This is a genomic window from Novosphingobium sp. KN65.2, assembly GCF_001368935.1.
Lineage (GTDB): Bacteria > Pseudomonadota > Alphaproteobacteria > Sphingomonadales > Sphingomonadaceae > Novosphingobium > Novosphingobium mathurense.
In genome coordinates this window covers 1-22680 of the sequence record NZ_CCBH010000195.1, presented here as the reverse complement: position 1 = coordinate 22680, position 22680 = coordinate 1, and the positions used below count along the sequence as shown (strand labels likewise).

Sequence of the window (22680 nt, the reverse complement as noted above, 5' to 3'; positions counted from 1 at the left end):
GCCATCTTCACGATGGCCCGCCTTTTTCTTGACCTGATCGGATCGTCTGATCAGCCGAGCCCCTTACCCGGGGTGACCGACCTACCGTCTCATGGCTCGCTCTGCAGAGCATACGCAGTTAACGCCCTGCGCTCGACCTCGCCGCACACGTTGGCTTGAGGCAAAGCGGGGACAACCCCACCCAACATCGGATGCACTGGGAATTGTGCCGCTACGTAGCGAAGCGCGCCTGTGCGTTGCCAAGGACGAACGAAACCCGCACGCCGGGCCGAGAGCCGTGCCGCAGATTGCGCCCTGCTTTCAGCCCGGCGGTCTGGCAGCTGCGCGGCCGGCAACCAGTCTATCGCATATATCGAGAGGTCGTGGGCAAGAACCTTGCCCGGCGCTTCTATGGGGAAAGGGCTGTCATCCAGCCCCATCGCTCCTCCGTGCAGGGCCTCAGCGCAAAGGCATCTCCCGCACGGCTCAAGTATGATCCGCGTGGCAGATCAGAACGGAATGTCATCGTCAAGATCGTCGCCGAAGCCGCCGCCGCTGCTGCTACCGCCCGACGATCCGCCGGTGCGACCCCAGTCGTCGCCGCCACCGCCCGAACGACCCCAGTCGTCACCTCCACGCGCACCGCCACCGCCCGAGCGGCCACCGCCGCCAAAGCCGCCCGATGCGCCGCCTTCGCCGAAGCCGCCGGAGCGACCGCCGCCACCGCCGCCGCCCTGCGCACCATCGAGCATGGTCATGACCGCGCCCGGTCCCTGCAGTACGATTTCGGTCGTGTAACGGTCGTTGCCCTGCTGGTCCTGCCACTTGCGGGTGCGCAGCTGGCCTTCGATGTAGACCTTCGAGCCCTTGCGCAGGAAGCGCTCGGCCACGCCGGCCAGACCTTCGGAGAAAATCGCGACCGAATGCCATTCGGTACGCTCCTGGCGCTCCCCGGTGTTGCGGTCCTTCCACGATTCACTGGTGGCGATACGCAGGTTGCATACCTTGCCGCCGTTCTGGAACGAACGGACTTCCGGGTCAGCCCCGAGATTGCCGACGAGAATGACCTTGTTGACGCTGCCTGCCATGGAATCGCTTTCCTATCGTGTGTGGCCGGTTGGGTAGCCAATCGCGGCGTCCGACGCCAACCCCGGAAGCGGGCCTTTCCCACAACCGAGGCGGAAGGATCGCTAGAGGCCGATGGCCGTCGCGGTCCAGAACGTCAGCCCTGCGGCAATATAGGCGAGGCCGAACAGGTAGGCGAGCATGAAGGCGGGCCACTTCCAGCCGTTCGTCTCACGCCGGGTGACGGCAATCGTCGACATGCACTGCGGCGCGAAGACGAACCAGGCCAGGAAAGCCAGTGCCATTGGCAGGGTCCAGCGCGACTTGAGCTGATCGCCCAGTTCCATCGCCTGCTCGTCCTCGTCCGTGGCATCGACGGCATAAGTCGTCGCCAGCGAACTGACTGCCACTTCGCGCGCAGCCATGGCCGGGATCAGCGCCAGTGCCATGTCACGGTTGAAGCCGATCGGCTCGACCACGACGGCAAGGCCATTGGCGACCTTTCCAGCAATCGAGGCGTCGACCTGGCTTTCTCCCGGGCGGGCCTGCGGGAAATTGAGCATGACCCACAGCACGACAGTGACGGTGAAGATGATCGTGCCGGCGCGCCGCAGGAAGATCCAGGCACGCTGCCACAGGCCGATCGCCATGTCCTTGAGGCGGGGAAGCTGGTACTTCGGCAGCTCCATGATGAAGCCTGAAGCCGCCCCCTTGGTCACCGATCGGCGCAGCACGAGAGCGACCGCCATCGCCCCGATCACGCCCGCGACATAGAGCGCGAAGAGAACCAGTCCCTGCAGGCCGATGCCCCAGCCGACGGACCGGCTGGGGATGAAGGCGGCGATGATCACCGCATAGACCGGCAGGCGCGCCGAGCACGTCATCAGCGGCGCGATCAGGATCGTCGTCAGCCGATCCTTGGGATCGCTGATCGAGCGTGTCGCCATGATGCCGGGAATGGCGCAGGCGAAGCTCGAAAGCAGCGGAATGAAACTGCGCCCCGAAAGGCCGACCGAGGACATCAGCCGGTCCATCAGGAAGGCCGCGCGAGCCATGTAGCCCGATGCTTCCATCGCGAGGATGAATGCGAAAAGGATGACGATCTGCGGCAGGAACACGACCACCGAGCCGACACCGGCAAGGATGCCGTCGGTCACGAGATCGCGTACGAGGCCAGCGGGCATGAACTCGATAGTCCAGTCGGTCAGCCAGCCTACCGCTGCCTCCAGTCCGTCGGCGAACGGGGTCGCCCAGGCAAAGACCGCCTGAAACACCACGAAGAGCAGCGCGAACAGAACGAACGGCCCGATCCAGGGATTGAGCAGAAGACGATCGAGCTGCGCGTGCAGGCGATGGCGGCGGGTTTCCGAGAGAATCGCGCCTTCGGCCATGGCATGGGCGGCAACGCGCCGCTCGGTCAGGGAAAGGTCGGTTATGCCCGGCCCGGGGTGGCGCATCTCGGCAGAGGCGATCGCCTCTGCCAGATCGGTCAGGCCGCGGCGACGCACGGCTACCGTGGGAATGACGCGCACCCCCAGTTCCTGCTCGAGCAGCATGGCGTCGAGCACGAGACCGTCGCGTTCGGCAAGGTCGACCATGTTGAGCGCGATGACGGTGGGCTTGCCCAGCGCAAGGATTTCCTGCGCGAAGACCAGGTGCTGTTCCAGGTTCGACGCATCGAGGACGATCACCAGCACGTCCGGCACGGCTTCGCCGGGGAAATGGCCGCGCACGACCTTGGAAGTAACTTCCTCGTCCGGGCTCGTTGCATCTAGGCTGTAAGCGCCGGGAAGGTCGGTCATCTCCACCGGCTCGCCGGTGGGAAGCACGAAGCGGCCCGACTTGCGCTCGACGGTGACGCCCGGATAATTCGCGATCTTCTGACGCGCACCGGTCAGGGCATTGAACAGCGCGCTCTTGCCCGCATTGGGGTTGCCGACCAGTGCGACCTTGCGTTGGCGGCTCACAGGACTTCCACTTCCATGGCTGCGGCGTGGGCGCGGCGCACGGCCACGATCATGCGGCCGACCGAAATCGCGATCGGATCGCGGCCGCCGAAGACGCCGCGATGCGAAACGGAAACCTTGGCCCCCTCGTCGATGCCGAGCGCACGCAGACGGTGCGCCTCCTCATCGACGAGGCATTTCCAGTCGACCGCTGTGATGCGGGCGCCCTGGCCTACGGGAAGCAAGTCTAAAGTCATGGATCTGCGCTGCCAGATTACATCGTTATTTGCAACTGGTTCGCAATAGCCACCCCCTCCTGTCATTGTCCGCGATCAAATCGGGAGCAGCGACAGGCAAAAAATCAGCGCGCCGGGTAGCGCAACCGGCCCAGCAGCCGGGTCACGCTGAAACGGTCGTCAGGGGCGCGGAACACTTTCGCCTTGGTCTTTTCGAAGCGGATGATGCCGTCGATCCGGCGGTCCAGAAAAGCGCGGGTTTCAGCCTTGTCATCGCTCTTGTCGCGGGCATAGACCTGCAGCGTCGCGGCATAGATCGCTCCAAGGATCGCCCGCTTGGTATAGTGGTTGTAGTCCGTCGCGGTATCCCCTGCGAGGCGCCACATCACATCCGCGCTATGCCATCCCAGCTTTGTCGCGGCGACGACGTTTTGCGGCATCGCCATGATCGAAAGCGCCCGGGTCAGGGCTTCCTCCCTGCCGGCCACGGCGTCGAGTCGCGCCATGACGAGGCGACGGATACGCTCGCGGATCGGAAGATTCGCCAGCGATTCGGCCGGCGTCGTGGCCACCATGCGTTCATCGACATGGCCGATCCAGGCGGCGATCATCGCCATCGCACCGCCCTGGAAGGCGAACTGGGCAAGTTCGTTATCGATGCCCGCCATGGCCGCGGCCTGCGCCACCGCTTCCTCGCTCCACCCATCGAAGGCGACGGCATCGGCAATCGCCGGGGCGAGCTGTCGGCGCAGCGCTTCGAGAGTCTGCGGCTCTTCCATCATCCTGCCTGCCACGCGATCACATCACCGGGCCGTAGACGGCCTGTGCCTTCTTCTTGTTCTTCGCCGCATATTCGTCGAGTACGGACGTCATCGGGCCGGTCTTGCTGTCGAGCGCCGCATAGTCGCGCGCCGAACGCCCCGAATTGTCGGCACGATTGGGATCGGCTCCGGCCTGCAGCAGCGCCTTGACGAGCTGCAGGTCCTTACGGTGCACGGCATAGATCAACGGCGTTTCGCCCGCGTCGTTCGAAGGGTCGGGCGACGCCTTGCTTTCCAGCAGGAACTCCGCGCCTTCACGCCAGCCCAGATTGACCGCCATTTCCAGCGGCGTGCGGCCGTGATCGTCCGCAGCGTTGACGTTGGCGCCATGCGAGATGAGGTAGTTGAGCCAGGTCAGGTCGCGGCGGGCAGTGACGATGTGCAACGCCGTCTCGCCAGTGGTCACGTCGCGCGAATTGATGATCTGCGATGAAGGATCGAGCAGGGCTTCTTCGACCTTGGCCCCATCCTTCTTCTTGACCGCTTCGAGGAACTTGTACCCTTCCGAGAAGCCCGCCTGGGCCATGACCGGTGAGGAAACCGCAAGACCCGCGGCAAGCGTCGGCAAGGCCGCCATCAGGATCGCCCGAGAGATCCGCGCACCGTACCCCAAGTTGTTCCTGGACACTTCGTATTTCCTCCGACTTGGTCGATTCTTCCGGCGCTTGCTGCTGTTCGACCCAGGCATCGCACCTTGCATGGCGCGGCTTAGCAGAGCACTAGACGGAATCAAAGGATTACCAAGGGTTTGCAGCATTCCGAAGGGAAAACTGCGTCCAATGAAAACAAGCGGTTGGGAAGGAACGGAAAACCCGAACCGGCTCCGAATCCTGGGCAATCTGTCGCTCCGAAAGCCTCCCGACAAAATAAAAGCCCCCGTCCTGGCGGCAACCGGGACGAGGGCTGAAAGCGCTTCTCGGGTCGCATGTGAAAAGCTCCCGCACTCTACCGGCAACGGGAAGATGGCGCAATGACCAATCAGTCCCACGACTTCGCGGATGCCAGCAAACTTGACCCGATCACGGCACTCATGGGGACGCTCCCCCCCGAGGAATTAGACCTGCGTTTAAAACTTTACCAGGCGGGCCGTCTGGCCTCATTCATGCCGTACGAGACGGAAAGTCCCTTAGCGAGATCCATTTGCTCACTGGTCTGCGATCTGGTTCGAGAATGGCAGTTTGCTCCGGCGCAAGTCGATGATTTGGAGAAGGTGGCCAAGCTCGCTCGCCGCCTGACGATCTGTGCGAATGACGCTCAACTGTTCGAGGCGGGCGCATGAACAGCTGGGACGATATCGATCGCGCCGCGCAGGACGCTGAGCGCCGCCGCAACCTGCGAGTGGTGTCCCCAAATTTGGGGAGACCCCCTTCGCCGATGCTCGCTCCCCTCAACCTTGCCGAGTTGGCCACGATCCCTGCGGAGGCAGTTGTGTTTGCAATTGAGCGAGTTGCGCCCCTCGGTGAAGTCACTTTGTTTACCGGGCCAGGAAGCACGGGCAAGTCACTGCTGGCGCAGCAAATCGCCACCGCCTCTGCGGCCGGACTCAACTGCCTGGGCCTTGAAGTGATGGAAGGCCCATCGCTCTATGTGACCTGCGAAGATGGCCCCAGCCAGCTGCATTATCGGCAGGAGCGATTGTGTGAAGCGATGAACGTGCCGATGGCGAGCCTTGCGGGAAAGTTGCACTTGGTCAGCCTTCGCGGCGCGCTCGACAATCCGCTCGACGGCGATGACGGGAAGGGCAATTTCGCTCCCACGCCTAGCTACCATCGGCTTGCCGAGACTATTCGGTCAATTGGCGCTCGAATTGTCGCACTGGACAACGTGGCGCACCTTTTCACCGGCAACGAAAACGACCGAGGGGAAGTCACGAGGTTCGTCAATCTGCTCAATCGGTTGGCAGGCGAAACAGGCGCAGCGATTCTGTTGATAGGCCATCCCAACAAGAGCGGGGATACCTACAGCGGCTCGACTGCTTGGCTCAATGCCGTCCGTTCGCAGGTCTGGATCGGACGGGTTCTCGACCAGGACGGTGATGAGCAAGATCCAGATGTGCGCGTGCTCACCATTGGCAAGGCTAACTACGCCAAGCCTGGCGAGGCACTGCGTTTCCGCTGGCATAATTGGGCATTCGTCCTCGATGGGGAATTGCCGCCTGACAAGCGCCAAGAGATGGCCGAAGTGATTAAGGCCAACGGGGAAAACTCGGTCTTCCTGCGCTGCCTGAAGGAGCGGAACGAGCAGCAACGGCAAGTGTCCGACAAGCCGACCGCTGCCAACTATGCCCCACGTGTTTTTGCCAAGATGCCGGTTGCGAAAGGCATGTCGAAAACCAGTCTCGAAAAAGCCATGGAAAGGCTGTTCATGGCGGGCCGAATTGAGCGTGGCTTCCTCTATCGCGACACTGCCGAGGGGAAGGATATTTTCGGTCTCCGCGAGGCTTCCGGAAGGCCTTCCGAAATTCCGGAAACCTATCCGGAAAGCTCCCGGAAACATCTTCCGGAAGGCTCCGGAAACCCGCACAAATCGACCGGAAACAGTGTCCCTTATACCTACGGTATAAACGGGGCTGGCCCGGAGGGCCCCAGCCCCTCCATTGAATCGGGCTGGTCGCCCGATGCGTTTTCAGTGGAGGATGACCTCGACTGGGGAGACGATGCCGAGGGGGCGGATGAATGACGCCCGCAACCGCAGTGCGATCTATCGCGCGTGATCTCTCCCGCTTGCGCCCGGATTGGCGTGATCCGGAACGCTACTTCGAAACTCGCAGTGATTTGGAAAACCGCCTGCGCAGACTGGCTAAGCAGTTGGATGGTGAACGATGAGCTTTCTTGAGGAACTGATGGCAGCGGTGTTTCCTGCCGTGCTTATTGAGTTGTGGTCAGGTGCAGACGGATGGCCCTGCTACAAGATCAACCTCTGCGTCGGCCCTGACGACGAACCGTTTGGCGATGGGGTAGAATACCCGACCTTTCGCGCGGCCTGGGATGCTGCCGAGGAATTCGGCGCTTCGATGCTTCCCGGTCGCTTCCATGTAATCAACATAACGATGGAGGCCTTTGGTGCGTAACCGAGCATGGCCCTACAATACCGCAGCGTGGCGCAGGCTGCGCGAGGCGCATTTGTCGCTTGAACCTGAGTGCCGCCATTGTGCCTTGCGCGGCGTACTGACCATGGCCAGCCATGTGGACCACATCACGGCTATCAGCGAAGGTGGCTTGCCCTTCCCCAGCCATGACGGCCTGCAAAGCCTTTGCCTCCCCTGCCACAGTCGCAAGACGGCGCGCGGTGGCGAGGCTGGCGCTGTCAGCACGAACAAGCCGATGAAGGGCTGTGATGCCAAGGGCGATCCGATCGACCCCGCCCACCCTTGGAAATCGCTCAGGGCTGAGGGGCGCGTGGCGCGCAGGAGCCTTAAAAATCAATTAGTTTCGAGGATTCGCCGTGGGTAAGCGCGGTCCCGGAGCAAGCCGCTTGCGCATTGCTGCGAAGGCCGTTCCTGTTGAACAGGCGGGATATGCGGGCACCATGTTCGCAGAACTTGAGCCTCCGGCAGCCTTCCTGAACACGGTGGCACACCCTTGGGAAAAGGATGGGATGCCGGAGGCTGAGAAGGTGATTGCCTTCCTCGAAACGCTCCCGATTGTGTCAGGCCTCAAGGCGGGCCAGGCGCTCGAGCTGATAGACTTCCAGCGGCAGTTCGTGCGCGGCGTCTACGAGCCGCGAGATCGCGATGGCAACCGCCTGGTGCGACTTGCAGCGCTATCGGTGGCACGAGGGAACGGTAAATCGGCGCTGCTATCCGGCCTGTCGCTGGCGCACCTGCTGGGCCCCTGCTTGGAGTCCTATGGCGAATGTTACGCGGCGGCGCTCGATCGCGAGCAGGCTGGCGTCCTTTACAACCAGGCGCGCGCTTACATCGAGGCGACGCCTTGGATGGCGGCGCGCGTGAATATCCGCGATTGGCACAAGGAGATCATCGACGAGGAAAGCCAGTCGCGTTGGCGCGCGCTGACCTCTGACGCCAGGAAGGCGCACGGCCTCGCACCGTCGTTCTGGATCGCGGATGAGGTGGCACAATGGCGCAGCCGAGAGCTTTGGGACAACCTGGCGACCGGCATGGGCAAGCGGACCTCCGCACTTGGCGTGACGATCAGCACGCAGGCAGCTGACGATCTCCACTTCTTCTCTGAGATGCTGGACGCGGAGCCAGTGCCGACGGTCTACACCCAGCTCCATGCCGCCCCCGACGACTGCTCGCTCGACGATCCTGCCGCTTGGGCGGCCGCCAATCCGGCCTTGGGCGTGTTCCTCAACGAGGACCAATTTGCGGATGCGGCAGCCCGGGCCAAGCGCTCGCCGTCATTCCAACCTTCGTTTCGCCTACTCCAGCTCAACCAGCGCATTGCGGCAGAGGGCCGGTTCATCGAGCAACTCGACTGGGACGCGAACGGTGAGCCCTACGACGAAGCCGAGTTGGAAGGCCAGGTTTGCTACGGCGGCCTCGACCTGTCGAGCACGAAGGACTTGACCGCACTTGCCCTGTACTTCCCACACGCCGGCAAGGTTTTGGTCTGGCACTGGCTCCCCTATGACACGATCCCGGCGCGCGTGGAACGCGACCGGGTTCCCTACGATCGTTGGGTTGCCGATGGTTGGGCGCAGGCAACCGTGGGCAACGCTCGCGATGACGTCGCAATCCTGATGCAGCTGGCGGAAATCCGCAGCCGGTACGACGTGCGCGGCATCGCGTTCGATCGCTGGCAGATCGAACGGCTCAACAAGCTCTTGAGCGATGAAGGGATAGACCTGCCGATGACCGAATTCGTGCCGGGGTTCAAATCCTACGCGTCAGCCGTCGATGCCTTTGAGACGGCGCTGCTGACCCGCAAATTACGGCACAACGGCAATCCGCTCCTGCGCTGGCAGGCGGGCAACGTGATCGTCGAGACGGATCCGGCCGGGAACCGCAAGCCGACCAAGGCCAAGTCATTTGACCGCATCGACGGTATCGTTGCGACCATCATGGCTTGTGGTGCGGCTGCGGTGGATGAGGGGCCAGAGGTTTACAAGGGCGAGGGGATTATGTGGCTCTAGCGGTGTGGCTTATAAGCGGATTTCGGGAGTTGGATTTCAGGAAGTCCAATGTGAGCCCGCGTTTGATTGAGTGCGCGTTCCAACTCCGCAATCTGCTTTTTGAGGACCTCAATCTCGTATGGTTCCAGCTTAGCAGCGGATTTCAATCGTTCGCGATAGCGCGCTTGGCGCTCAGAGGGTGTCATTGCCATACGACGTGCATAACGGATTGACGGCAAGTTTGCAATTCGTTACGTAACGGACGAGCCGAGCGGAAGCTACCAACAACCACCCGGCTCTAACCACAACCGATCGGTAGGAGATCAATCATGGCTTATTCCCCATTACGGGCTGACTTTGCCCGCGCCAATCCCATTCATCATATTCCTGGCATTCGCCGCAGCTTCCCGGCCGTCTCGTCGCGTCGAGCCGAAGTGGAGGAGATTATCGAACGGCTCATCGGTATGCTCGATCGGCTGGACGGCGATCCCGACCTTGAAGAAACCGACCTTGAGGATTCGTTCGTGCTCTCGCCGCTGGCTCTTGATTTTGCCGGTGGCCCTGGCTGCGCAGTTGCCGACATCGACAAGGCAATCGACGACGACCCTTGCGACGCGGACACCGACAGTGAGCCGGACGATGACGACTTCAACTTCCCGCTTTACGGACTCGATCAGAGCGAGGCCGAGGCTTTACCGCCGTCTGCGGACCGCACGCTCTTGAGAGAGCACCGCGACTATATCCGCAGGACTAGGTGTCGCCGCTTGGACCCACCTCACGGCAGAGGGTATGTCACAGAGTACAGGCTCGTTTGACCTTGTTTTCCCCAAGCTTGGCTGTGCAAGGAGTAAATGCGCTTGCCGCAATTACTCCTTGGTGCTAGTTAATGCGTCAAGCGCAGTAACTGGACGGTATGGCTAAGCTTTCGCAACTCACTGAGGAGATGGCTCGCATCACTGGTTTGCCTCACGGCACAGTGCACCAGACTGCGCGCCATCTCCGTGAGGCTGGGCTCATCTCGTCGGGCGGCCGCGGACCAGGTGGAGCGGAGATGCATTTCACTGACGCACGAAATTTACTGCTCGGGCTCGCTGCCAGCCAGCAAGTGAAAGACTCGCCTCTCGTCGTTTCGATGCTTGGCGATGCCCGCTGCATTGACTTTGGCAACACTAAAGGGGCCAGCGTTCTGCCCTATGATGGCGCGCTGATCGACGACAAGATTCTCTCAGAATGCTCGTTCGGTATGGCCGTTGATGCGATTCTTTCTGCCATGTCAGAAGGTGAATTCGCTGACGAGGAGGGTGAGCCATTCGATGTGGCAATCACTGTCTCTCGTTCCAATGGCGGCGTCGGGCTCTCTGCAATCATCCGGTTCCAGACCATGCATCAATTCATGCAGTGGGACTTCAATGCGAGCAACCCCGACTTCGAAGGCCTCGACAGCGAGGCGGCGAACCGACTGGCGCGCGAACGTATTTCGAGTCCGGAAAGTGCTCACTTTGAGCAAACCACCCGAATCGGGAAGATGATGCTCGAAACTCTCGCGAATTTCATCGCTGGAGCCAATGAATGACGAAATCGCCGCTCCCCACGGCGTCCTCCGCCGCGTCTGGCACTGAGGAAGGGGTGCACCCCATGGGGAACTACCGCCATCGCCGCGAGGCAGAAGGCACTCACAGTGCGGGGGCCAAAGGCCCCCGCCAGAATGAAGGACTGTAAGATGATCAAGACTGCGGACCTGATGGAACAGCGGGCGGCCATTCTGGACCGCATGAACGCTGCTCACAAATCCGATGACAATGCCGCCTTCGAAGCGGCGGAAACCGAGCTGCGCAACCTGGACGCCAAGCTCGATCGGCAGAAGAAGATCGACGCTGCGGAGCGTGTCGAGATCGGCAAGCCGATCAACGGTGACGTCAAGCTGGACAGTGAAATCCGTTCGAAGTTCTCCCTCTCGCGGGCCGTGGCCGGTGCCGCTGGCCTTGGCGTCGACTGGGGCTTCGAGCGCGAAATGCAGGCCGAGCTTGCCACCCGCGCAGGCCGGAAGCCCCAGGGCGTATTCATCCCGACCGAGATCTTTGAACAGCGTGTGCTGACAACTTCGGCCGCAAGCGAGATCGTCTCGACCGATCACCGCCCCGACCAGTACATCAACGCGCTGGTCGCGTCGTCTGTTGTTCGCGGTCTGGGTGCGCGCGTCCTCAATGGCCTTACCGGCAATATCTCGATCCCGCGCGAAACCGACTCCCCGGCCATTGGCTGGGTTGCCGAGAACGCGGCCCTGTCGAGCGATGATGCCGATTTCGATGCCGTGACGATGAGCCCCAAGCACGCTGGCGCTCTTTCGGAATGGTCGCGCAACATGGTGATCCAGTCGTCCCCGGACGTGGAAATGCTCCTGCGCGGAATGCTGGCCCGCAATCTTGCGCTGGCGATCGACCTGGCATCGATCAAGGGCGGCGGCTCGAATGAACCGACCGGCGTTCTGGCAACCTCCGGCATTGCCACGCAGGCCTATGCTGACAGCCTGTTCGACACCACGGCGGAAATGATCGCCAAGTGCGATGTTGCCAACGTGGGCACCGCGCGCCGTAGCTTCCTGACTGCGAACAGCATCAAGAAGATCGCCATGAAGCAGCTCGACGGTAACAATCTGCCTGTGGGCGTTCCGGCCATCTTCCACAATGAGTCGGTCACGTTCTCCAACCAGGCCCCTGAGGATCTTGGTGTCGGCACGGACGAAACCGCGCTGATCTATGCCGACTGGTCCGAATTGCTGATCGGCATCTGGAGCGAGATCGACATTCTCGTGAACCCGTTCGAATCGACGGCCTACAGCAAGGGCAATATCTCGATTCGCGCGATGGCGACCGTGGACGTAGCCCTGCGCCACAAGCCCGCTTTCGTATCGGCTACCGGCGTGGACGCTACGGCGGCTCTCGCGCTCCCGGCGGTCGTCTGATGAGCGCGGCGGCAAAGCTTGAGCGCCGCACCTTCTCGGAGGTGCGCACCGCTGGGCGGCGCCTGGAGGGGTATGCCGCCACGTTTACCGGCGAAGCCGACCTGGGCGCGTTCCGGGAGCGCATTGCCCCCGGTGCTTTTCGGAACGCGCTTTCGGGCGATATTCTCGCGCTTCTCGACCACGACGCGGGCAAGGTTCTGGGGCGTACCCGATCGGGCACGCTGCGGCTCTCTGAGGATTCACGGGGGTTGATGTTCTCGCTCGACCTTCCCGAGACGCAAGCGGGCCGCGACGTGCTCCAGCTTGCCGAACGCGGTGACCTGGGCGGGATGAGCTTCGGCTTCACCATCCCCGAGGGCGGCGATAGCTGGCAGGGACAGACCCGGACGCTTCGCTCCGTCAATCTGAAAGAGATCAGCGTCGTTTCGGCCTGGCCTGCCTATGAGGGCACCGAGATCGCCTTGCGGGCACTCCAGCTTGGTGCCGAGGCCGCGCGGCGGCGCCGTGTCCTGGTAATGGCGGAGGCGGCACTATGGGCATGATGGACCGCGTTGCCAGCTTCCTTGGCTTTGAGCGCCGTGCCGATGGCTCTGACCTGTCGTGGGCGGCTCTCGCTCCCGGTATCGGCTATACGGCGGGCGTATCGGCGCGCGCCGCCGAGAACCTTTCGAGCGTTCTGGCGTGCACGACCGTTATCTCAACTTCGCTCGCGAGCATCCCGGCGCTGGTCTATCGGCGCGAGGGCGAAAACCGCATTGAGGCTATGGGCCACCCGCTCACCCGGATTACGCGCAACGGCGTGACCGAAACGATGACCTGGCCCGACTTCCTTGAGCATCTTGTCGCGTCGGCCCTGCTGACCGGCAACGGCCTTGCGGAGATCCTGCGCAGCGGCAACGGGCAGCTTTCGGGCTTCCGGTATATCCCGTGGGGCATGGTGACGGCCTCCGAGCTGTCGAGCGGCAGGCTTGCTTATGACGTGTCGGACGGGCGCGGACGCTCGCGGCGCTTGCTCGCTGGCGAGGTTCTGCACCTGCGCGATCGCACCGATGACGGCCTGATTGGCAAATCAAGGCTGTCTCGCGCTTGCGATGCCGTCTCTGGCGTCCAGGCGGCGAACAGTCACGCGCTGGCCTTCCTGAATAATGGGGCGAGTCCCAGCGGCGTTATCGAGGTTCCCGGTACTATGACGGCCGAGCAGCGCACCGGCCTGCGCGATCAGTTCGCAACACGCCATTCAGGCCATGCAAACGCTGGCTCGACCATGGTGCTCGACGGCGGCATGACGTGGAAGGCATCGCAGATTAGCCCCGAGGATGCCGAGCTGCTGGAAACGCGGAAATTCGGCACCGAGGAAATCTGCCGGTTGTTCCAGGTTCCGCCCCCGCTGGTACAGGACTACAGCCACAACACGTTTACCAATTCGGAGACGGCGGGCCGGTGGTTCGCCATGTTCACGCTCGCTCCTTGGGCGCGCAAGATCGAATCCGAGTTCGCCCGCTCCGTCTTTCCGACGAACAGCGGCTACGAACTGGAGCTTGACCTTTCGGGCTTCCTGCGCGGCGATCCGAAAACCCGCTGGGATGCTCACAAAATCGCGATCGATACGGGCGTGCTCGACCCCGAGGAAGTGCGGCAGGTCGAAGGCTGGAATCCGCGCAAGGAGGTGCAGGCATGACTGATCTTGTCAGCCTCACCGAAGCCAAGGCATGGCTTCGCGTATCTGGTAGCGACGAAGACGACACGATTTCGCTGTTGATTGGCGCTGCGTCCGAAGCGGTGCTTGAAACGGCGGACGGATGGGACGGCACTGGGACGGTTCCCGACCGGCTCAAGCTCGCCTGCCTGGCCCGCATTGCGATGGCATTTGACAACCGCGACAGCGTGAAGGCCGGAGACGGCGAAGACCGCCTCGTTCAGCCTTTCAGGACTTTGGACGTCTGATGGCGCGCCGCGCAGCCTCTCTTGTCCAAGCCGACTACGACCGCGCGGTCGCGGCCCTGGCCAAGTGCGGGCTGCGCCCGGAGATCATATTCGACTTGGTAAACGGAACGGTGAAGGTAACGGCGGCGGAGACGACTACGCCGGCACGCACCAACTGGCAGGAAAAGGCCCCTGATCGTGTCTAGAAAAGTCACATGGCCGGGTGTGAGGACGAAGCGGGCGAAGGGCCGCACGTACTACTATTGGGCGCGCACCGAGCCTTGGAGCCGCCTGCCCAACCCGTATGACGACCCGGACGGCTTCATGCGCGCCATCGCCCGCTTGCAGCGCATAGGGGCGCTGGAAGATGAGCGGACGCGCACAGGCACTTTCGGCGGGCTAGTGGCCGCGTACCGCAAGGACCGGAAGTACCTGGATCGCAGCGCGAGCACGCGCGCCAATTACGATCACTATCTTTCCCGGCTCCTGGCCGCATACGCTTCCGCCCCGCTTAGGGAGCTAACCCGCGAGGACATACAAACGCGCGTGATGGACGCTAATCAGGACACTCCGGGCGCAGCGGACATGATGCTTTCGATCCTGCGCAACCTCTACAAATTCGCGGTCAAACGGCACCGCGGTATCGAGGACTGGACGCTGGGCGTCGAACCTTACGGCAATCAAAGCGAACGCGAGCCATGGCCCGACGACTTGCTGGCGTTGGCACTTGCCAGCGAGAATGCCTCTTTTCGGCGCGCGGTCGCCCTCACCCTCTACACCGGCCAGCGCGTCGGTGACGTGTGTTCGATGACATGGGGGATGATCCGGGCAGATGCGCTGCACTTCCGCCAACAAAAGACGAAGGCGGAGATGGTTATCCCGCTGTATCCAAAGCTATCCGCGCTGGTCTCTGACCTTCCCCGATCAGACCGGCATCTGTTCCTGTTGAGCAACGAGCAAGGCGGCCCGTTAATCCCCGACACCTTCGGCCGCTGGTGCCGCAAGTTCTGCGCAGACAACGGCCACGAGCGGCGCACGGCCCACGGCCTGCGCAAGAACGCGACGATAGAGCTTTTCGAGGCTGGCTGCACAACTGCCGAAGTCGCCGCGATCACCGGCCACAAGTCGCTCGGGATGCTGGACCATTACGGCAAGAAACGGTCGCAGCCGAAGATTGCAAGGCTCGCCACGGCGAAGTGGCAAGGTGCTGAAACCAAACGAGAACGGGAAAACTGAGCGCGGAAGGGAAAACCGCGCTTGCAACGAATTGAAAACAATAGGGCTTTTCAGATGGTGGATAACAGAGCATGAAGCGACGCGCCATGACCTACCTGACACGCTGGATAGCCCCCTTTGCCCTCGGCCTTGCCGCGAGCCTGTCTCTCACCGCCTGCTCGCAGCAGGAGCAGCCTGAGCGACCGCCGCTGGAAGGCGCCGCGATCGGGGGGCCTTTCACGCTGGTCGACAAGGACGGCAAGGCCGTCACCTGGGACCAGTTCAAAGGCAAGTGGCGCATCGTCTATTTCGGATACACCTTCTGTCCGGATGCCTGCCCGCTCGATGTCCAGGCGATGATGCGCGGCTTCAACCTGTTCGACAAGGCGCACCCTGCGGAAGCGGCGAAAGTGCAGCCGATCTTCATCTCGATCGACCCCGAACGCGATACCCCCAGGGTCGTCGGTGAGTGGACCGCCGCCTTCGGCCCCAACCTGCTGGGCCTGACCGGCACCCCCGATCAGGTAAGAGTCGCCGCCGACGCCTTTGTCGCCTATTACAAGAAGGGTGAGAAAACCCCCGGCGGATACCTGATGGACCACAGCCGCATTGCCTACCTGATGGGCCCGGACGGCAAGCCCATCGCCATGCTCCCCGTCGACAAGGGCCCCGACGCCGTTGCAGCCGAACTTGCCAAGTGGGTGAAGTGAGCAGCGCGACGCCTTTCTGGGAGCGTCCGCTCGAGACGCTCGACCGCGCACAGTGGGAAGCCCTGTGCGACGGTTGCGGCCAATGCTGCCTGCACAAGGTGGAAGACGCCGACACCGGAGAGATCTTTCACACCAACGTCGCGTGCAAGCTGCTCGACCTCAAGACCGCACGGTGCAGCGACTACGCCAATCGCCGCAGCTTCGTGCCCGATTGCCTCAGCCTCAGCCTGAAGAATGCAGGCAGCCTCGACTGGCTGCCGCCGAGCTGCGCCTATCGCCTGCGCTCGGAAGGCCAGCCCCTGCCCGAATGGCACTATCTCCTCAGCGGGGATCGCAATGCGGTGCATGACGCGGGCATGTCGATCGTCGGCAAGGTGATCAGCGAGACCGTCGCCGGGCCGCTGGAGCATCACATCGTCTGGCCCTACGGCGAAGACGATTTCGACGAGGACGCCTGCGAAGAGGAGGAAGGCTGAGTCCGTGCTCGACTGGTTGCGCCGCAATCCTCGCGAAGAGCCTGTCATAGACCTTGACGGCAAGGACGTCCCCATAGTGATCCGCCGCCATGACCGGGCGCGCCGCCTTACCATGCGGCTGGCTCCCGACGGCAGCGAAGTGCGCATCACGATCCCGCGCTGGACGCGTACGGCAGAAGCCATCGCCTTCGCCGGATCGCGGCGCGACTGGCTCGCCCGTCAGCTTGCCGCCCTGCCCGTCGCCGAGCCCCTTGCCCACGGCGCGCAGATCCGGTTTCGCGGCGAAGCCCTTCTCATCCGGCACGATCCCCAGGCCCCGCGCCGCGCCGTCCACGGCGAAGGCGCCATCGCGCTGGGCGGCCCCGAAACCTCGCTGCAATCCCGCCTCAGGCGCTGGCTGGAGGGCGAAGCGCGTACGCTCATGGCCGGGGATCTGGTCGAGTACTGCGCCCGGGCCGAAGTCGCCGCGCCCAAGCTGGCGCTCTCGAACGCGAAGCGGCGTTGGGGCAGTTGCGCGCCCGACGGCTCCATCCGGATCAACTGGCGCCTGATCATGGCCCCGGACTTCGTGCGCCGGTCCGTTGTCGCCCACGAAGTGGCCCACCTCATCCATTTCGACCACTCGCCCGCCTTCCACGCCAGCCTCAATGCGCTGTTCGAAGGCGATATTCGGACTGCGAATGCCTGGCTCAAGGCCCACGGACGCGAGCTTTACCTCCCCTTCGGCTAGCGTTTGGCCCCCGAAGCGCCTAAGTAGGCCCCATGTCGTTGTTCAAACGCTCAGGATACTGGAAGGACGTCAGCCCCACGGGGATGGTCGCCGACTTCAAGGCCGTCTGGAAACAGGCCGGCAACAACCGCTGGCGCATTGCCGCGCTTTCGGCCGCCTGCACTTTCGGCGTGTTCTTCACGATGTACCAGCAGGAGGCGAAAGGCCCACAGCCTCCGCCGAAGATCACCTATATCTCGACGTTCTCCGGCCATCGCACCGAGGCCGAGATCATCGCGTCCAACATCGCGAACCAGAAGCGCAAGGAAGCGGTCGCCAAGGAACTCGCCAAGCGTGACGAGGAAGTGCGCAACATCTACAAGACGATCGGCCGCATGTCCGGCATGGACGTCGAAAAGATCGCGCGCGAGGCCGAAGCCGAGCAGGCTGCCCGGGACGCCGCACAGAAAAAGAAGCAAGGCAAACTGCCCGAAGGCGTTACATCGGTCGAGCAGATCGCGGCCCAACAGGACGAAGCTGCCCAGTGACAACAGATAATCGCGAGGACGCTCGCTGGCTGGCGGCAACCGCCGGTCTCGCCGCGCGCGCGCGTCCGATCAGTCGACCCAATCCCGGCGTCGGCGCGATCATCGTGAAGGAAGGCAAGGTTGTTGCCCGCGGCTGGACCCGGGCGACGGGGCGCCCCCATGCCGAAGCCGTCGCGCTCGATGCCGCCGGCGACGCGGCACGCGGCGGCACGCTCTACGTCTCGCTTGAACCCTGCGCCCACGAATCGCCGCGCGGCCCGGCCTGCGCCGACCTCGTGAGCGCCTCCGGCCTGGCCCGCGTCGTGATCGGCTGCATGGACCCCGATCCGCGCACCGCAGGCTTGGGGATGCAGCGGATCCGCCAGGCCGGAATCGCCGCCGAATACCTCCCCTCATCCGCCTGCGAGCAAAGCCTGTCGGGCTATCTCGTCTCGAAGCGGCTGGGGCGGCCCGAGGTCACGCTCAAGCTCGCCATGTCGCTCGACGGCTGCCTTGCGCTGCAGTCGGGCGAAAGCCAGTGGATCACCGGTGCGCAGGCACGTGCACATACCCACGCCATGCGCGCCAGGGCCGATGCGATCCTCGTGGGCGGCGGCACCCTGCGTGCCGATGCCCCGCGTCTCGACGTGCGCCTGCCCGGCCTCGAACAGCGCAGCCCCGAGCGCTGGGTGCTGATCGGTGGCGACGCGCCCGAAGGCTGGCGCGCCCTGCCCTCGCCCGAAGCGATCGCGGACATGGATGGCGTACAGTACCTCTTCGTCGAAGGCGGCGCGGGGGCTGCTTCGTCCTTCCTGCGTGCCGGGCTGGTCGACCGCCTGCTGATCTACCGCGCGCCGATCCTGCTGGGCGGACGGCCTGCCGTCCGGGACTTCGGCCTCGGGTCGCTTGCTTCGGCTCATGGCCAGTGGCGAATTTGCGAGCGACGCCAGCTTGGCAGCGACACGCTCGAAGTCTACAGCCGCATCCCATGTTCACAGGAATAGTCACCGCCGTCGGCCAGATCCGCGAAACCCGCAAGACCGGGGACCTTCGCGCCGTCATCGCCTGCCCGTTCGATCCCGCCGGGATCGCGATGGGTGCCTCCATCGCCTGTTCGGGCGTCTGCCTGACCGTCGTCGACAAGGGCGGCGTCGCTGGCGATGCATGGTTTGCGGTCGACATTTCCGCCGAGTCCGTTGCCCGCACCGTGCCCGGCCGCTGGGAACAGGGTACCAGCCTCAACCTCGAGCCCGCGCTCAAGCTGGGTGACGAACTGGGTGGCCACATCGTGACCGGCCATGTCGACGGCGTCGGCAAGATCGTCTCGATAACGCCGGAGGGCGATTCGCGTCGCTTCGAGATCGAGGCATCCGCCGAACTTGCCCCCTTCATCGCGCCCAAGGGCTCGATCACCGTCGACGGCATTTCGCTGACGGTGAACGATGTCACCGACCAGCCCGACGGCACCTGCCACTTCACGCTCAACATTATCCCGCACACCGCCGAGGTCACGACCATCGGCGCGGCCAAGGCGGGGGATTGCGTGAACCTGGAGATCGACGTGCTCGCCCGCTACCTCAAGCGGATGCAGAGCCTGCGCGGCTGAACCTCAGGCCGACAGCGGCCCCTGCGCGAAACTCTCGCGGGTGATTTCGTAGATCACGTGATCGACCGTGACGCCGCAGCGTTCGTAGGAACGCATTCGGCCGGGCACGAGCCTGCCGCCGATATTCGCCATGGCCTTGCGGGAAATCGCGTTATCCGCGCCGACCTGGAAGATGGCGCGATCGTAATGCGCCAGCGCATGGACCAGCATCAGCCGCTTGAAATCGGCGTTATATCCTAGCCCCCAATAGGCGCGGGCAAGGAACGACCAGCCGATCTCGATCTCGCCCGGCGCTTCCGCTTCAGGCTCACCGAAGCGGGTCGATCCGATGATCGTTCCGCTTTCCGGCGCCAGCTTGTCGATGATCGCCAAGGCACCGCCGCTGGCAAGGGCTTCGTCGAAGAAAGCCCGGAACACGGGTTCCTGCCAGCGGTCGTGCGAGGGATGCCCGGCCCAGATCTCGCGATCGCAGGCCACGGCAAACAGCGCGTCCCAGTCGCCGGAGCGCAGGGGACGCAGCGTCAGCCGATCCCCTTGAAGGACCGGCTGACGATCCATCGTCAGGCCGTTACGTCCGCAACGGCAGCGATGAACTTGTCGATGTTGCCCTGAGTCAGGCCGGCCACGTTGATGCGGCCCGAACCGGCGAAGTAAATGCCATGCTTGTCGCGCATCGCCTGCACCTGCTCAGGGGTGAAGGGGATGATCGAGAACAGGCCGTTCTGTCCACCGATCGGCGTCAGGTCGACACCGCCGGTCTTTCCGGCAGCAGCCAGCTTCTCGCGCATCAGGCGCATGCGATCGCGCATTTCGTCGAGTTCGGCGAGCCACTGCTTGGTCAGCGCCTCGTCCTCGAGAATCAGGCGAACCGCGGCACCGCCATGATCCGGCGGCTGCGACCAGTTGGCACGGGCCAGGGCATGCGCGTTCGACATGATCTTGGGCAGGCCGTCCTTCTCGGCTGCCAGCACGTAGAGTGCGCCGACACGGTCACGATAGAGGCCGAAGTTCTTGTCGCACGAATAGCACACGATCGCCTCGGGCACCGATGCGATGACGCGGCGCAGGCCGTAGGCATCTTCTTCCATGCCGTTACCGAGCCCCTGGTAGGCAAGGTCGATGATCGGCAGGATGCCCTTGCCGGCGATGAGACCGACGATCTCGTCCCACTCGGCGTTCGAATAATCGATGCCGGTCGGGTTGTGGCAGCAGCCGTGCAGCAGAATCGCATCGCCCGGCTGGGCCTGTGCGATCGCACCGCGCACAGCGTCCATGTCGGTTTTGCCATCGGCATTGGCGTGGCCGAATTCGAAGACTTCGAGGTCGAGGTCGGCGCAGATCTGGTTGTGGTTCGGCCAGCTCGGCTTGCCGACGATGAGGCGGGTCACGCCGGCGCGCTTGGCCATCGCAATGGCAAGACGCAGCGAACCCGTGCCGCCGGGGGTTTGCATGCCTTCGATGCGGCCGTCCTGCGTCGGGTTCGCCTTGCCGAAAACATAGGGCATCAGCGCTTCGACGAAGCCCATGTCGCCCTCGGGGCCAAGGTAGGCCTTGGAGTCCTGCGTTTCGACGAGCTTCTTCTCAGCCGCCTTGATCGCACCGAAGACCGGGGTTTCCCCGTCACCAGTTCGGTAGACTCCGACGCCAAGATCGATCTTGTCGGCGCGCGGGTCCGAATTGTGGAGCTTGATCAGCGCAAGAAGCGCATCGGCGGGCTGTTGCTGAAGATTGTTTAGCATGGCGGGCGCGGCCTTACTCTCGCCCGGTAATGGAAGCAACAGGTGATCTGCGCGAAGCTGACCAACACTGCAACAACGGCAGAAAAAAGAAAGCCGGTGCGGCAAAAGTGTTACCTTGTGCCGCACCGGCTCCAGCCCACTCCCCATCCCAGACCCTTTGCGAGCCCCGGCCCCTCAGGTGCGAGAGGGGGCTCGGATGGGGAGCGGACCGATCCTTTAGAACCTTACCGATCCGGTCGGATCAGAAGGGCAGCCAACGCTGCTTGTGCGAGAACTTCATGTAACCGACGTTGGCACCAAGGCGCAGGCCCGCACCGGCACGGACCGGGATAAGGACGATATCGCCGCGGCGCAGGTAGCTGACGGTGAAGCCGCCGATCAGGTAGGCCTGTCCCTCGCCTGCGCCGAAGCGATGATAGAGATCCTCGGAGTCATAGAGGTTGTAGACGAGCACGAAGGCGTTGCCGGCGTTGGCCCCGGCATCGAAGCCGATCGAAGGTCCGGTCCAGTAGACCGGCTTTTCGCCTTCCACCTTGTGATAGAGCGTGCCTGAGCCATAGCGCAGGCCGATCGCGAGAGCGCCACCGGCCTCACGCCCGACGATGTAGCCGTTGGGCTCCCCCTGCTTGGCAAGCAGGTCCTTGATCACATCGGCGAGGCCCTTGGCGCCCTTGCCGAAGACGCCTTCGGCCGCGCCGATCAGGTCGTCCTCGTGGTAGGTTGTCGAATTGTCGGCAGCGGGCGTCGCAGACGCGGCCGGCGCTGCCATCTTGTCGGCATTCCAGTCCGAGACACTGCTGCTCGGCTCCATCGGCGTGCCGTTACCCGATGCGGCTGCGGCATCGTGCTGCGCGGGCAGCTCGCCGGTGGGGTCGGACGAGAAGGTGGTGTCGCCCCCCTTGAGGTCCCCATCGATCGCGGCGTCGGGATCGACGGTCGTCACTTGCGCCATGGCGGGCGAGAGCGGCGAGACGATGGCTAGAAAGGCCGCCGCGAGCGCGATCATCGATCGTGATGCACGCGCGCCAGCCCGTTTCGGAGCCTTAATCCGGCTCTGTTCGGTGATTGGCTTGCAGACTGACATGACTTTCCGATCCTCCCTCGCGGTACGGCGGTAAAACTGGCGCCGAAGCGCGGCAACATTGCGACATCGCACAAGAATCCACTGCTAGTGCCGCTGCAATGAACGGGCGATGGACCGAGTCGGTTTTGCGGCAGACCGAATCGCCAAGGCCCCGAATCGTCGCCAGCGAACTAATTTCACATTCGGCGCTCATCCCCCCTTGATGCCCCTGATCCCCCCAGCTATAGGGCCCGCCTGCGCCGCATCCGGAGACGTGGGTGAGTGGCTGAAACCAGTTCCCTGCTAAGGAACCGTACTCTATCAGGGTACCGAGGGTTCGAATCCCTCCGTCTCCGCCACTTCCCGTAGATTACTGCATCGAATCAGTAGTTTACAGGGCCGACGGCAGCCCCGCCCGACATTACGGCAAGACTGGTCTTCCCATGAGAGTCATGCGTTCCGGGCATGGGCTTTGGCAGCAAGATCATGGCTCAGGTCATGCCCTCGTTCGATCATTGACCGATCGCTCGAGGCAGCTCTCCATCCACCAGCGAAACGCTGAATTTATGGAATAAATGCATCCTGAACGCTCAGGATGGAGCAAGTGCACAAGCAAGGGGGGGGGGG

General features: G+C 63.3%; 27 protein-coding genes and 1 tRNA gene. 20 read left to right on the top strand and 8 right to left on the bottom strand.

The features are described 5' to 3' along the window. Positions 1–488 precede the first annotated feature (488 nt). From ssb to SPHV1_RS20790, 5 genes are all read right to left on the bottom strand, one after another. Positions 489–1067, bottom strand: coding sequence for a single-stranded DNA-binding protein (gene ssb, locus SPHV1_RS20810; RefSeq protein WP_054947913.1), 579 nt, complete (start codon positions 1065–1067; stop codon positions 489–491). Between the two features lie 102 nt (positions 1068–1169). Then, complete coding sequence (locus SPHV1_RS20805) at positions 1170–3011, bottom strand: ferrous iron transporter B (protein ID WP_054947912.1); 1842 nt, start codon at positions 3009–3011, stop codon at positions 1170–1172. Further along, the gene (locus tag SPHV1_RS20800; RefSeq protein WP_054947911.1) at positions 3008–3247 is read right to left on the bottom strand and encodes a ferrous iron transport protein A; all 240 of its coding nucleotides are present in this window, start codon (positions 3245–3247) and stop codon (positions 3008–3010) included. Before SPHV1_RS20800 ends, SPHV1_RS20805 begins: the two co-directional genes overlap by 4 nt. Before the next feature lie 104 nt (positions 3248–3351). Then, entirely contained in the window at positions 3352–4005 is a 654-nt protein-coding gene (locus SPHV1_RS20795; protein WP_054947917.1) for a COQ9 family protein, read from the bottom strand. Between the two features lie 19 nt (positions 4006–4024). After that, positions 4025–4624, bottom strand: coding sequence for an ankyrin repeat domain-containing protein (locus tag SPHV1_RS20790; RefSeq protein ID WP_054947910.1), 600 nt, complete (start codon positions 4622–4624; stop codon positions 4025–4027). Between the two features lie 393 nt (positions 4625–5017). On the opposite strand from SPHV1_RS20790, the gene SPHV1_RS20785 reads away from it, so the two are divergent. The 19 genes from SPHV1_RS20785 (at position 5018) to SPHV1_RS20690 (ending at position 19251) form a co-directional block, all read left to right on the top strand. After that, the gene (locus SPHV1_RS20785) at positions 5018–5326 is read left to right on the top strand and encodes a hypothetical protein (RefSeq protein WP_054947909.1); all 309 of its coding nucleotides are present in this window, start codon (positions 5018–5020) and stop codon (positions 5324–5326) included. Then, positions 5323–6726 (top strand): AAA family ATPase, encoded by a 1404-nt coding sequence (locus SPHV1_RS20780; RefSeq protein WP_082431089.1) that lies wholly within the window; start codon positions 5323–5325, stop codon positions 6724–6726. Before SPHV1_RS20785 ends, SPHV1_RS20780 begins: the two co-directional genes overlap by 4 nt. Positions 6727–6868: 142 nt before the next feature. Then, positions 6869–7117 (top strand): hypothetical protein, encoded by a 249-nt coding sequence (locus SPHV1_RS20775; RefSeq protein ID WP_054947907.1) that lies wholly within the window; start codon positions 6869–6871, stop codon positions 7115–7117. Then, a complete protein-coding gene (locus tag SPHV1_RS26165) occupies positions 7110–7499 on the top strand; it encodes an HNH endonuclease signature motif containing protein (RefSeq protein ID WP_369817964.1) in 390 nt (129 codons plus the stop codon). The genes SPHV1_RS20775 and SPHV1_RS26165 overlap by 8 nt, the downstream gene beginning before the upstream one ends. Positions 7500–7575: 76 nt before the next feature. Then, positions 7576–9144 (top strand): terminase large subunit, encoded by a 1569-nt coding sequence (locus SPHV1_RS20765; RefSeq protein WP_231634790.1) that lies wholly within the window; start codon positions 7576–7578, stop codon positions 9142–9144. 308 nt (positions 9145–9452) lie between these two features. After that, positions 9453–9938 carry a hypothetical protein gene (locus SPHV1_RS20755; RefSeq protein WP_156367412.1) on the top strand — a complete coding sequence of 162 codons (486 nt, stop codon included), beginning with the start codon at positions 9453–9455 and terminating at the stop codon, positions 9936–9938. Positions 9939–10174: 236 nt separating this feature from the next. After that, positions 10175–10696, top strand: coding sequence for a hypothetical protein (locus tag SPHV1_RS20750; RefSeq protein ID WP_156367411.1), 522 nt, complete (start codon positions 10175–10177; stop codon positions 10694–10696). Between the two features lie 147 nt (positions 10697–10843). After that, positions 10844–12085, top strand: a complete 1242-nt coding sequence (locus tag SPHV1_RS20745) for a phage major capsid protein (protein WP_231634789.1) — start codon at positions 10844–10846, stop codon at positions 12083–12085. Beyond that, entirely contained in the window at positions 12085–12627 is a 543-nt protein-coding gene (locus SPHV1_RS20740; RefSeq protein WP_054947902.1) for an HK97 family phage prohead protease, read from the top strand. The genes SPHV1_RS20745 and SPHV1_RS20740 overlap by 1 nt, the downstream gene beginning before the upstream one ends. Continuing rightward, on the top strand, positions 12624–13763 hold the full coding sequence (locus tag SPHV1_RS20735) for a phage portal protein (protein WP_231634788.1): 1140 nt from the start codon (positions 12624–12626) through the stop codon (positions 13761–13763). The genes SPHV1_RS20740 and SPHV1_RS20735 overlap by 4 nt, the downstream gene beginning before the upstream one ends. Continuing rightward, on the top strand, positions 13760–14029 hold the full coding sequence (locus SPHV1_RS20730) for a head-tail connector protein (RefSeq protein WP_054947900.1): 270 nt from the start codon (positions 13760–13762) through the stop codon (positions 14027–14029). The genes SPHV1_RS20735 and SPHV1_RS20730 overlap by 4 nt, the downstream gene beginning before the upstream one ends. Next, a complete protein-coding gene (locus SPHV1_RS20725; protein WP_054947899.1) occupies positions 14029–14214 on the top strand; it encodes a hypothetical protein in 186 nt (61 codons plus the stop codon). The genes SPHV1_RS20730 and SPHV1_RS20725 overlap by 1 nt, the downstream gene beginning before the upstream one ends. Beyond that, positions 14207–15244 (top strand): tyrosine-type recombinase/integrase, encoded by a 1038-nt coding sequence (locus tag SPHV1_RS20720; protein ID WP_231634787.1) that lies wholly within the window; start codon positions 14207–14209, stop codon positions 15242–15244. Before SPHV1_RS20725 ends, SPHV1_RS20720 begins: the two co-directional genes overlap by 8 nt. A gap of 71 nt (positions 15245–15315) precedes the next feature. Continuing rightward, positions 15316–15933, top strand: a complete 618-nt coding sequence (locus tag SPHV1_RS20715; RefSeq protein ID WP_054947897.1) for an SCO family protein — start codon at positions 15316–15318, stop codon at positions 15931–15933. Next, positions 15921–16409 carry a YcgN family cysteine cluster protein gene (locus SPHV1_RS20710; protein ID WP_054947896.1) on the top strand — a complete coding sequence of 163 codons (489 nt, stop codon included), beginning with the start codon at positions 15921–15923 and terminating at the stop codon, positions 16407–16409. Before SPHV1_RS20715 ends, SPHV1_RS20710 begins: the two co-directional genes overlap by 13 nt. A gap of 4 nt (positions 16410–16413) precedes the next feature. After that, a complete protein-coding gene (locus SPHV1_RS20705; RefSeq protein ID WP_054947895.1) occupies positions 16414–17139 on the top strand; it encodes a M48 family metallopeptidase in 726 nt (241 codons plus the stop codon). A 32-nt stretch (positions 17140–17171) separates the two neighbouring features. Further along, complete coding sequence (locus tag SPHV1_RS20700) at positions 17172–17666, top strand: hypothetical protein (protein ID WP_054947894.1); 495 nt, start codon at positions 17172–17174, stop codon at positions 17664–17666. Then, the gene (gene ribD / locus SPHV1_RS20695) at positions 17663–18649 is read left to right on the top strand and encodes a bifunctional diaminohydroxyphosphoribosylaminopyrimidine deaminase/5-amino-6-(5-phosphoribosylamino)uracil reductase RibD (protein ID WP_054947893.1); all 987 of its coding nucleotides are present in this window, start codon (positions 17663–17665) and stop codon (positions 18647–18649) included. The genes SPHV1_RS20700 and ribD overlap by 4 nt, the downstream gene beginning before the upstream one ends. Beyond that, on the top strand, positions 18634–19251 hold the full coding sequence (locus SPHV1_RS20690) for a riboflavin synthase (protein WP_054947892.1): 618 nt from the start codon (positions 18634–18636) through the stop codon (positions 19249–19251). The genes ribD and SPHV1_RS20690 overlap by 16 nt, the downstream gene beginning before the upstream one ends. Before the next feature lie 3 nt (positions 19252–19254). On the opposite strand, the gene SPHV1_RS20685 is transcribed toward SPHV1_RS20690, so the two are convergent. The 3 genes from SPHV1_RS20685 to SPHV1_RS20675 form a co-directional block, all read right to left on the bottom strand. Beyond that, positions 19255–19809: a GNAT family N-acetyltransferase gene (locus SPHV1_RS20685; RefSeq protein WP_054947891.1), complete on the bottom strand. Its 555-nt coding sequence runs from the start codon at positions 19807–19809 to the stop codon at positions 19255–19257. Between the two features lie 2 nt (positions 19810–19811). Beyond that, a complete protein-coding gene (locus SPHV1_RS20680) occupies positions 19812–20990 on the bottom strand; it encodes an amino acid aminotransferase (protein WP_054947890.1) in 1179 nt (392 codons plus the stop codon). Between the two features lie 241 nt (positions 20991–21231). After that, entirely contained in the window at positions 21232–22074 is an 843-nt protein-coding gene (locus SPHV1_RS20675; protein ID WP_054947889.1) for a DUF1134 domain-containing protein, read from the bottom strand. A gap of 247 nt (positions 22075–22321) precedes the next feature. On the opposite strand from SPHV1_RS20675, the gene SPHV1_RS20670 reads away from it, so the two are divergent. Next, positions 22322–22412 (top strand) — tRNA-Ser (locus tag SPHV1_RS20670). Positions 22413–22680: the final 268 nt, after the last annotated feature.